This window comes from Methylocystis sp. H4A (assembly GCF_015709545.1).
Lineage (GTDB): Bacteria > Pseudomonadota > Alphaproteobacteria > Rhizobiales > Beijerinckiaceae > Methylocystis > Methylocystis silviterrae.
In genome coordinates, this window is sequence record NZ_JADNQY010000026.1 from 169,369 (window position 1) to 178,180 (window position 8,812).

General features: G+C 61.3%; 14 protein-coding genes. 5 read left to right on the forward strand and 9 right to left on the reverse strand.

The window, feature by feature from the left end:
• Positions 1–5: 5 nt before the first annotated feature.
• Both IYW40_RS13930 and IYW40_RS13935 read right to left on the reverse strand, forming a co-directional pair.
• Positions 6–305 (reverse strand): NifU family protein, encoded by a 300-nt coding sequence (locus IYW40_RS13930; RefSeq protein WP_196400948.1) that lies wholly within the window; start codon positions 303–305, stop codon positions 6–8.
• A 64-nt stretch (positions 306–369) separates the two neighbouring features.
• Positions 370–690 carry an iron-sulfur cluster assembly accessory protein gene (locus IYW40_RS13935; RefSeq protein WP_014892118.1) on the reverse strand — a complete coding sequence of 107 codons (321 nt, stop codon included), beginning with the start codon at positions 688–690 and terminating at the stop codon, positions 370–372.
• Positions 691–955: 265 nt separating this feature from the next.
• On the opposite strand from IYW40_RS13935, the gene IYW40_RS13940 reads away from it, so the two are divergent.
• The gene (locus IYW40_RS13940; protein ID WP_196400949.1) at positions 956–1,546 is read left to right on the forward strand and encodes a hypothetical protein; all 591 of its coding nucleotides are present in this window, start codon (positions 956–958) and stop codon (positions 1,544–1,546) included.
• A 250-nt stretch (positions 1,547–1,796) separates the two neighbouring features.
• Here IYW40_RS13940 and IYW40_RS13945 read toward each other — a convergent pair whose 3' ends face one another.
• Both IYW40_RS13945 and IYW40_RS13950 read right to left on the reverse strand, forming a co-directional pair.
• The gene (locus tag IYW40_RS13945; protein WP_196400950.1) at positions 1,797–2,255 is read right to left on the reverse strand and encodes a Rieske 2Fe-2S domain-containing protein; all 459 of its coding nucleotides are present in this window, start codon (positions 2,253–2,255) and stop codon (positions 1,797–1,799) included.
• The gene (locus IYW40_RS13950) at positions 2,255–3,859 is read right to left on the reverse strand and encodes an FAD-dependent oxidoreductase (RefSeq protein ID WP_196400951.1); all 1,605 of its coding nucleotides are present in this window, start codon (positions 3,857–3,859) and stop codon (positions 2,255–2,257) included. Before IYW40_RS13950 ends, IYW40_RS13945 begins: the two co-directional genes overlap by 1 nt.
• Before the next feature lie 144 nt (positions 3,860–4,003).
• Between IYW40_RS13950 and IYW40_RS13955 the strand changes: the two genes are divergently transcribed.
• The 4 genes from IYW40_RS13955 to IYW40_RS13970 are packed head-to-tail and all read left to right on the forward strand — an operon-like array spanning position 4,004 to position 5,951.
• On the forward strand, positions 4,004–4,459 hold the full coding sequence (locus IYW40_RS13955) for a hypothetical protein (protein WP_196400952.1): 456 nt from the start codon (positions 4,004–4,006) through the stop codon (positions 4,457–4,459).
• 50 nt (positions 4,460–4,509) lie between these two features.
• On the forward strand, positions 4,510–5,364 hold the full coding sequence (locus IYW40_RS13960; RefSeq protein WP_196400953.1) for a sulfurtransferase: 855 nt from the start codon (positions 4,510–4,512) through the stop codon (positions 5,362–5,364).
• 15 nt (positions 5,365–5,379) lie between these two features.
• Positions 5,380–5,634: a hypothetical protein gene (locus IYW40_RS13965; protein WP_026222707.1), complete on the forward strand. Its 255-nt coding sequence runs from the start codon at positions 5,380–5,382 to the stop codon at positions 5,632–5,634.
• A 2-nt stretch (positions 5,635–5,636) separates the two neighbouring features.
• Positions 5,637–5,951 carry a hypothetical protein gene (locus tag IYW40_RS13970; protein WP_026222706.1) on the forward strand — a complete coding sequence of 105 codons (315 nt, stop codon included), beginning with the start codon at positions 5,637–5,639 and terminating at the stop codon, positions 5,949–5,951.
• Positions 5,952–6,006: 55 nt separating this feature from the next.
• Here IYW40_RS13970 and fdxB read toward each other — a convergent pair whose 3' ends face one another.
• Genes fdxB through nifN form a run of 5 tightly spaced genes read right to left on the reverse strand, consistent with a single transcriptional unit; the run spans position 6,007 to position 8,811 of the window.
• Positions 6,007–6,306 (reverse strand): ferredoxin III, nif-specific, encoded by a 300-nt coding sequence (gene fdxB / locus IYW40_RS13975; protein ID WP_014892110.1) that lies wholly within the window; start codon positions 6,304–6,306, stop codon positions 6,007–6,009.
• A 24-nt stretch (positions 6,307–6,330) separates the two neighbouring features.
• On the reverse strand, positions 6,331–6,531 hold the full coding sequence (locus tag IYW40_RS13980) for a CCE_0567 family metalloprotein (protein ID WP_124739816.1): 201 nt from the start codon (positions 6,529–6,531) through the stop codon (positions 6,331–6,333).
• Between the two features lie 8 nt (positions 6,532–6,539).
• Positions 6,540–7,010 carry a NifX-associated nitrogen fixation protein gene (locus IYW40_RS13985; protein WP_196400954.1) on the reverse strand — a complete coding sequence of 157 codons (471 nt, stop codon included), beginning with the start codon at positions 7,008–7,010 and terminating at the stop codon, positions 6,540–6,542.
• Positions 7,011–7,019: 9 nt separating this feature from the next.
• Complete coding sequence (nifX, locus tag IYW40_RS13990) at positions 7,020–7,415, reverse strand: nitrogen fixation protein NifX (RefSeq protein ID WP_123174907.1); 396 nt, start codon at positions 7,413–7,415, stop codon at positions 7,020–7,022.
• A 19-nt stretch (positions 7,416–7,434) separates the two neighbouring features.
• Positions 7,435–8,811 (reverse strand): nitrogenase iron-molybdenum cofactor biosynthesis protein NifN, encoded by a 1,377-nt coding sequence (gene nifN / locus IYW40_RS13995; protein ID WP_196400955.1) that lies wholly within the window; start codon positions 8,809–8,811, stop codon positions 7,435–7,437.
• Between the last annotated feature and the right edge of the window lies 1 nt (position 8,812).

Sequence of the window (8,812 nt, forward strand, 5' to 3'; positions counted from 1 at the left end):
CTCGCTCAAAGACGCGCCGCAGCACCCGGCACAGGCACGAGCCGCACGAATTCGCCGAGCTCTTCGATCAGCTTGGCCTGGATGCCCTCGAGCGTGGCGCTGCTCAACTTGCAGAGCACGCAGGCGCCTGTGAGTCGCACCATGATTTTGTTGCCGCAGATCTCGATGAGCTCACAATCGCCGCCGTCGCGGCGCAGATTGGGGCGAATCTCGTCGATGACGGCGCGAATGACCTGCTCGCGCTCCGGCGACGGAGCGGTTTCGAGCTGGCCAGCTTCTTCGTTCTTCTGGTTGTCGCGCAACATAGCTTCGTCCTCCGCAACGCAGTCCCGCGGACGCGCTCTCATGAATTGTGACGTCGGGCCGAAATTATCCGAACGACTTGCCGCAGGAGCAGCTCGATTGCGCGTTCGGATTGTCGAAGGTGAACCCCGAGCCCTGCACCGCGACGACATAGTCGATGGTCGTGCCCGTCAGGAGTTCGTGGCTGGTGTTGTCAATGAACACCTTGACCCCGCTGCGCTCAATCACCGTGTCGTCAGGACTGGCTTCGCGCACGAGACCCATTTTGTACTGATAGCCAGCGCAGCCGCCGGCCTCCACCATGATCCTCAGCCCATCGACGGGATCGGCGGCGCTGGAAATAGCCGTCTGCACTGCATTTAGGGCGCTGTCGGTCAGGTTGATCATGTCGCTCTTCCAGTATCCAAATGCGGCTGCCTCACTCAAAGCAATTCATGTGCCGCGACAATCGCGCGCTAAACGGCCCGCGAGCCCCGGAATTTCGGGCGGTTTTGTCATGTTTCGCACATTGCCCACCGCTCCGTGTCGCTTCCGTCGCGCCGATCGCGTCATGGACGCTTCGAAACTCCGGCGAAGTTTTTGCATGAGGCGCGGCGTAACGAAGGATCCCCCGCGCGGATGCTGCGTACGGATGCAAAGCGGAGAACTGTCGATGACTCAAATTGAGAAGACTGCCCTTGCTCGGTTGGATCGGGAGGGCCGCCTGCTCAACGCAGTGCTTAAGGGGCCGACCGGCAAGCCGGGACGTTTCGGTTTTCGGGGCGACATCGCGCTCAAATTCCAGGCGCAGCTCGCCGACGAGAAGCGCCCGCCGGACTTTAGCATCGAGCAGGTGCTCACCTACGCGAACGAAGGCGAAGCGACGATCCAGATCCTCGCCGGCTATCTGCACAATTTCGCTTATCTCGAAACGGCCCATGAAGTGATCGGCGACCTTCTCTCGCCCACTGGCGCTTACTTCATGTTCTGCAACAATATCGATCTGCTCGCGAAGTTCCGCGTCAAGCTCGGCGAGATCACCTACAACGTGCTGCCCTGCGACGAGTCGACGGTTTGGAAAGAGATGATGGATCTCGCCATGGTCGACAAGAATGACATCAAGAAGCTCGACACCGGCGGCAAGCTCGACGTTCTTCTCGACACCGCGCTGAAGTTCAACGACGCTTACGAAATCATCGCATATCAGCAGGGCGTCGAGCGTATGGAGCCGGTCAAAAACCGCAACGAAAACCGGCCGGTTTGACGCGCGCGCACCATGGACCCGGGGGTCGGCGGTTGAAGCCGGCCCCGGGCGCCCGCCTCTCCTGTCAACTACGCTAGAGCGCGTCGCGAAGACGTGAAGCCGGTTTTCGCGAAAGGCGCGCGCTAGGGATCTATCAATCGTGATGCGGTTGAGAGGACGCCGCGGGAATCGCGGCCTTTACCCTGCGCAGCTCCGCGCATCGACGCGACCTTTCCGCTGAGTGGAAAGGTGGGGGCGGATCACGCCCGCTTCATTCGCCGGCGCATTCCCCTTCCTCGGCGTCTTCGTCGACATCCTCAGCTAGTTTGACGCCGACGACGCAGATGTCGTTGTCGACGACGACGAGATCGACCGGAACGAGGCCGCGTCCCTTGCACGGACCCTCGATGCACATGCCAGTGCCAAGCTCAAACAGCGCGCCGTGCTTGCCGCACATCAAGCGCAGTCCGTAATTAGGCTCGAGGAACGTATTTCGTTCCCAGTCCAGATTGACGCCGTCGTGCGGGCATTTGTTGAGATAGCCGAACACTTGTTTGCCCCAGCGCACGACGACGATCGGGAACGGCTTCTCTTCGCCGTTGTCGTCCAGCCGCACGAGGTTGAAGCCGCGCGCCTTCTGGCTTGGAATGTCGCTCATTGCGCAAAAGGCGTAGACGACCGCTTCCGGCGCCGCGTCGTCCTGCTCGATCGTCGTTCCCTGCTCGCTCATCACGACACCTCCTGCCTCTGCGCTTCGCGCCGCTTCGCCAACAACAGTCCATTCGCCGCAAGCGAAAATTCCCGCCAGGCCGCGGCGATGTCCTGCATGATGACCCGGGTGTATTCTTGAGACAATTTATGTTCGTCCGGGAAGTTGGAAAGGGCGCAGGAAGTCTGGTTGAAGGCGACCACGTCGTCCATGATCGACTGCAGCAAGTCGCCAAAAGGTTTTTGGATGCGCGGCGTCAGCGCCGTGCGGCCGCGTTCGATCGCGACGTCGTCCATGTCGAAGGGCAGCGTCGCCAACTGGCTCAGCGCCTGTTGGAACACCTCCTCCATCGCCCCGAGCACAGCCACCTGCGTAAGATTGTCGCGCTCTTGCGACGCCAGGGCGCGATTGAGCCGACGGCGATAATTTTCGAAAACCTCGTCGGCGCGCGCGTCCACCCAAGCGGAGAAACGCGCCAGACTCGCCTCGTTCACCGGCATATCGTCAAAGAGGGCGTCGCCGGAGGTCGCCTTTTTTGCCTCGAGCACAGCCAAGACGCGCTCGATGCGTCTCGCGGCGTCCAAAGCGCCTTCCAGGTAGCCGGCGTTGCGCGCCGCGGTTTCCGAGCCGCCGAGAAACAGCTTCTTATCCCACAACGCTTGGCGCAACAGAGGATTCGCCACGTCGTGCGAACCGTCGCCGCCCTGCTGCGCGCGGTCGGCCGCGCTGCACGTCAGTCGCTCTTTCGCCCAATCCTGATAGTGAATGTGCAGTGGTTCGACATTAAGGCCGAACACATTGCAGATTTGGCTCTCAAGCAACACCGGCAGACCCACGCCGAAGGACTCGCGCAAGTCGGCGTTGAGGGCAAGAAAGCCGCCGAGCGCATGAAGGCCCGCCGCCATGTCGCAGGCGTCGAAGATTTCGCCGATCACGGCTTGCTCATGCGTGACGAAGGCTGAGCCGGAGAGATTCTGCTCGCGCCAAAAGGCGTCGCGATATTCCATTGCAACCTTCGCCTGCGCCGCCATCCAGGTCTCGGCGCCAAGCATGGCTTGGTCCGTCGCCTCGTCCAAAGGCGGCGTGAAGCGAACGGCCTCGCACAGCAAGCGCGGCGGCAGAGCGAGCACGACGCGGCGCGCCGCAATCTCCATGGGTTCTTCGCCGGTCTTGAAAGCGAGCATGACATGGTCGCCGCAATCGCGCAGGCTCGCCAGCTCGTGACCGAGATGTACGCTGGCCGCGGGCAGTGCGCTGGCCAAAGCCTCCACCAGGATCGCCATCCCGCCATGCAGACGCCGCGCGTCGTCGTAAAGTCGCTTATCTTCGATGCGCTCGGCGCTTTTTTCGGCCTCGCGCAAATGCAGCACGGCGCCTTCGTCATGCTGCGCGAAGTCAGGCAGCGCCAGTTCTTTGACGAGTTGCGCGATCAGCGGCTGCGTCTTCGGCCAAAACCAGGTTGGGCCAAGGTCCAAGCCGCCGCCGTCGCCGCGCGGCGCCGTGAGAATGCGCCCGCCAAGGCGATCGCGCGCCTCAAAGATCGCAACGTCTTGTCCGCGCAGGTGGAGCTTTCGCGCCAGCGCCAACCCGCATAAACCGCCGCCGATAATCGCCACGTCCAACATGTTGCGTCGTCCGCTCCCTGTTCGATGCAGGGGATAGCAATTACTGTGCAAGATTCTCGGCGACGCGCGAACGGCTGCGCGATCGGACGTCATGGCACGAAACTTGAACCTCCCGGCCGGAGTTGCACAGCTAAGGAGTCGAAGATGAATCTGGCCAACGAATTCGCCAACTGCTCGCCGGACGAGTTGAAGGAATTGCTGAGCGGCGGCACGTTGACCGTCTACTCCGTCGCGCGCCCCGCGACGGCGAACATGGCGGTCGACCGCAGTGGCGTGCTGGCGGCCTTTACGTTCGCCTCGCCGGCGTTTGGTCCCACCACCGACGGCGCTGAGACACCCTTGTTCGTCGCCGATTCCGTTCCGGCGTCCACAACCGGCACGCCCGGATTTGCGCGCGCACGCAAGGCCGATGGCACGGTGGTCGCGGATTTTTCCGCCGGCAGCGGCGATCGTGAAATCAAATTCGCCGAGGTCTCCTGCTCGCCCGGCGCCCCGGTGAAGGTGGTCAAATTCACCATCAAGCAGGGCGACTGGCCGGAGCGGCCCGACTATTACGGCACGCGTCCGCGCTCCGGCTATCCGCTTCCCGTCGCCCCGTGACGCATGGCGACGCGCGACTATTGTGAACTTGCAGACAAGAGGTCCGACCGATGGCTGAACCCCTGACCGGCGCGCTCGTCAGCGCGGCATGGCTAGCCGAGCATCTGAGCGACGGCGACATTCGCATTCTCGACTGCACCTGGCATCATCCGAGCACCAATCTCGACGGCCGCAATCAATATCGCGGCCGGCATTTGCCGGGCTCCGTACATTTCGACATCGATCACATCGCCGATTCGAGTTCCGATCTGCCGCACATGTTGCCGGATGCGGCGGACTTCGCCAAAAAGGTCGGACTGCTCGGCATCGGAGACGGCGACCGCGTGATCGTCTACGACCGACTCTTCGGCGGTTCGGCGGCGGCGCGCGTGTGGTGGATGTTCCGCGTCTTCGGCCACGACAACGTCGCGATGCTCGACGGCGGATTCAACCAATGGGTCGCCGCCAAACATCCGACCGAAATGTCGCCGGTGCGTCCGCAGCCCAGGACCTTCACGCCGAACTTCAGGCCGGAACTCGTCCGCAATTTCGATCAAATGAAAGGCGCTGTCGCGAACGGCGGCGAGCAGATTGTCGACGGGCGCGGGCCGGGCAAATTCGACGGCTCGCAAGCCGACGTCTTTCCCTTCAAGAAACTCGGACATATTCCGGGCGCTGTGAACGTGCCTTGGGCCGATCTGGTCGATCCGCAGACAGGCGTGCTCCTCGATTCCAAGGGGCTGCGCGCGCGGTTCGAAGCAGCCGGCGTCGATCTCAGCAAGCCGATCGTGGCCACTTGTGCTTCGGGCATGACGTCCTGCATGGACGCCCTGGCGCTCTATCTCCTCGGACGGGGCGATGTCGCCGTCTACGACGGATCGTGGGCGGAGTGGGAGCGCGCCGAACAAGCGGCGGTAGCGGCTTAAGAAGGAGTGCAGCGCGTGAGCGTTCGCGATGACCATGAGCTCGAAACGGGAGACGAATATGCTCTCTCCACCGCGGCCGATCGGACGCGCTTCACGCTCCACAACAAAGCCGACGGAATGATCGCTGAATTGCACGGCGACGACGCCGCGCGCTTTCTCAAGGATTACGACGAATTGAAGCTCCAGTTTCCCGATTGGAATGCAGATAAGCTGCTCGCCCAACTTTGGGATCAGGGCGGCTATGGCTGGCTCGCGCAACAGGAAGAGTGACGATGACGACTCTCGTGAAGATCACTGAAGATGGACGAAAACTCGAAGTGAAAGGCTTTGCGCTCTATCTTGACGGCGCTCTCGAAGCGGTCGATCTCACCGAGGTGAAGATGCACCCCGCGAAGCGAAAAATCTGGTCGATCATGCCGGACGCGACCCATGTCGCCGGCCGCGTGGCGCTGAACGCGGAAGAGACCGCAACCGTCAGGAAGGCGCTCGCCGACGCTCAGGCGATGATGCTGGCCGATCCAATCGCGATCGCTGAGCGCTTTCGCATCGCCGCCATGTGGAAGGCGCGCGAACAGGGCATCGAGTAGCTAATTCAGGCTTGGCGTTGCGAGCCTCCTCGACGGAGGCTCGCATTTTTTCTACTCAAACCAGCGCGACGTCTTCCGCCGCATGCGTTTGACAATTGGTCGGACACACGCGCGCGCAGGCGCCGCAGCCAATGCAGGCGCCGATATCATTCATCACCATAATTTTCTTTTCGACTTCTTCGTCCTCATCGTCGTCCAACGCAACGAGTTCGCCGTCCTCGTTCAAACCTTTCAGCGTCATCACGTCGCGACCGCACACCTTGAAACAGCGTCCACAACCGATGCATTTACCCGGATCGATCGCAACAAGGTATTCTGGACACCAATCGCGCCCATCGCGCGTCGCTTGTGACATGGCCGTATACTTTCTTTTCTCGAGTTAGACCGTCTCCAGGGACTTCAACTTCGCGCGCTTCTTCTCCAGCTCGGCGAAAGCTTCATGCGCCCTTTGCGCAATCTCGGGGATGGTGGGCCAATTGATCGGCAGCTCTTCCGAAAGATCATGCAGATCCATTTTGGCCTGCATGGCCTTTGCCGAAAGTTTTTTGATTTCCTGCTTCAGATCGTCGATCTCGCTCATCACTGACCTCAGTATTTTGCGACGTCTGGAAATTTTTCGATCATCTCGACGCCGGACTGAATATATTTGTCGCCTTCCGCCGCGAGCTTTTCGAAACTGTCGAATCCGAAGCGATGCACGTCGCGCAGCTGCTTGTTCACGACGATCAACCGTCCGCCGATCAGCACCATGCGGCCGAAACCCTCGTGGCTCATCTTCAGCATGGGCGAGATCATGACGCCCGTGGCGCGTTCGATCGAGAGCGAGATGGCGTTGAAGAAGAGCTCCATGCGCCAGATCGTCTCGGGGTCGGGATCGCCGATGATCGGCAGCGCACGGCGCGCCTCTTTATCGAGGACATAGGGAGCCAAGAGATCGAGGTCGCCTTTCGTCTCCCAGGTCCCATGTGTGTCCTGGGCGCGCCAGACCTTGATGAGCTCCTTCATGAACGGAAGCTCGGCGACCGGAGTTTTTTCGAGCACGGCGGTAGGTTCAGACATGGGCGTTCCTCACTCTTCGAAATCGAGCACGCGCTCTTTTCCCTTGGTCAATGCTTTGCGCAGCCATGGCGGCGGCACGCCTCTCAACACTTCCTGGAGCTTGTCCAGGAGGTCCGAGATGGCTTCCGGCTGATTGACCTTCATCGGATGAATGTTGTTGGCGACGACTCGCGCCGCGCCAGAGCCGCCGATCGCGGCGATGTAAAGAATGGCGCAGTCCTTGATCGCGTCGATCTTCGGCGCGAGCTTGTCCTCATTGCCGTCTTCCTTGAGATCGCCGTCAAATTGGATCGCCTCGACGAATTCGTGACCTTCCGGACCGATCTCGTAGATCGCGATGTTCTTGGCCCAGCCGAAATGCGCGTCAACGCGTTTCAAATCCTGGGTTGCGAATGCGACTTTCATAGCGCCTCCGTTTTCGCCCCTAGTGCGAGGTTGCGGCGTGTGACGGGCCGACGCCATCGCGCCAGCTGTCGGGTGTCGGTTCGTGGTTGTCTTCGTGATCGGCCATCAACAGATTGCAGATGTCAAAGATCAGATCGCGACCGCCGCGATAGCCGACCATCAACTGATGCCCGCCGCCGAGGCGGTCGAACATCGGAATGCCCATGCGAAAGAAGGGTATCTTCAAGCGTGAGGCCGCTTGCCTTCCGTGTGAATGGGTGACCATCAGATCGCAGTCCTTGGCCTTCGCCAAATTCTCGAGGTCTTCGAGATCGCCGATCAGCACCTCTTCGGTCGGCAGTCGTTCGAGCACCGGCGATTGCGTGGTGGTCACCGCGACAAGAAGTTGCGCGCCGACTTCGGTCAGCAGCCCGCCGATCTCGTTGAGCAGGTCCGGCTCGGCGCCGACCGCGAGTTTGCGCCCGCCGATGTGGAAATGACCGTCCAGCATCGCGTCGACGAGCTGGCCGCGCTGGCGACGATATTTCATCGGCGCCGGTCGGCCGCTGATGTCCGTCAAGAACGTCATCAGCGCATCATTGGCCTCAAGCCCGCACAGCCGCTCGAATAACCGGAACGGAACGCCGGTCTTGCGTTGCATGGCTTCGGCGGCGCGCCGCATGTGCGCGCCAATCGCGATCGTCCAGCCGGCCTGACCCATCATCGATATTTCTTCGACGCCGACGCCGCCGATCGTCGTCGGGGTGAAATCATCCGGTATGTGGCCGTCAAGCGAACCGGCGAGATCGGGCAGAAAAGTCGGCTCCAAGCCGAAATCCTCGATGATCGTGCGCAATTCATCGAGATCGCCGGGCGTCAGGTGACAACCAGGCAGCACGTTGATTTTTGTCGGATCGCGCCGTGCGGCGCTCTTCGGCGCCTCGACCATCGTCTCGACGATGCGCATCACGGTCTTCTCCCAGCCGTCCTGGAACGCGTCCTTAAAGTCGGGCGTCGAGACATAGACGATTGGCAGATGCGCGACCGCCGCGTTCTTCTCGCGAATAGTTTTGATGTAGCCGTCGACGTCGTCGCCCTTCGTCTCGGTGACCCCCGTCGAGCAAATGCCGATGATCTCCGGCTTCGTGCGGTTGTAGATGTTGAGCACCGCTTGCTCGACATTTTCATAGCCGCCGAGGACCGTCGCGACTTCGCTCATCGCGGTCGTCTGCATCGGGATGGCTTCCTTAAAGTGCCGCGTGAACAGCACCAGGCCAAAAGACGTGCAGCCCTGCGAGCCATGCAGAAGCGGCATGGCGCCCCGCAGGCCCATGAACGCGAGGGCGCCGCCGATGGGCTGGCTCATCTTGAGCGGATTGACCGAACAGGCCTTCTTGCTGACGGAGACGTTCGCCATT

What these genes read in the sequence shown, in the direction of transcription:
- IYW40_RS13930 (WP_196400948.1), bottom strand. Translation starts at nt 305, where the DNA reads ATGTTGCGCGACAACCAGAAGAACGAAGAAGCTGGCCAGCTCGAAACC.
- IYW40_RS13935 (WP_014892118.1), bottom strand. Translation starts at nt 690, where the DNA reads ATGATCAACCTGACCGACAGCGCCCTAAATGCAGTGCAGACGGCTATT.
- IYW40_RS13940 (WP_196400949.1), top strand. Translation starts at nt 956, where the DNA reads ATGACTCAAATTGAGAAGACTGCCCTTGCTCGGTTGGATCGGGAGGGC.
- IYW40_RS13945 (WP_196400950.1), bottom strand. Translation starts at nt 2,255, where the DNA reads ATGAGCGAGCAGGGAACGACGATCGAGCAGGACGACGCGGCGCCGGAA.
- IYW40_RS13950 (WP_196400951.1), bottom strand. Translation starts at nt 3,859, where the DNA reads ATGTTGGACGTGGCGATTATCGGCGGCGGTTTATGCGGGTTGGCGCTG.
- IYW40_RS13955 (WP_196400952.1), top strand. Translation starts at nt 4,004, where the DNA reads ATGAATCTGGCCAACGAATTCGCCAACTGCTCGCCGGACGAGTTGAAG.
- IYW40_RS13960 (WP_196400953.1), top strand. Translation starts at nt 4,510, where the DNA reads ATGGCTGAACCCCTGACCGGCGCGCTCGTCAGCGCGGCATGGCTAGCC.
- IYW40_RS13970 (WP_026222706.1), top strand. Translation starts at nt 5,637, where the DNA reads ATGACGACTCTCGTGAAGATCACTGAAGATGGACGAAAACTCGAAGTG.
- fdxB (WP_014892110.1), bottom strand. Translation starts at nt 6,306, where the DNA reads ATGTCACAAGCGACGCGCGATGGGCGCGATTGGTGTCCAGAATACCTT.
- IYW40_RS13980 (WP_124739816.1), bottom strand. Translation starts at nt 6,531, where the DNA reads ATGAGCGAGATCGACGATCTGAAGCAGGAAATCAAAAAACTTTCGGCA.
- IYW40_RS13985 (WP_196400954.1), bottom strand. Translation starts at nt 7,010, where the DNA reads ATGTCTGAACCTACCGCCGTGCTCGAAAAAACTCCGGTCGCCGAGCTT.
- nifX (WP_123174907.1), bottom strand. Translation starts at nt 7,415, where the DNA reads ATGAAAGTCGCATTCGCAACCCAGGATTTGAAACGCGTTGACGCGCAT.
- nifN (WP_196400955.1), bottom strand. Translation starts at nt 8,811, where the DNA reads ATGGCGAACGTCTCCGTCAGCAAGAAGGCCTGTTCGGTCAATCCGCTC.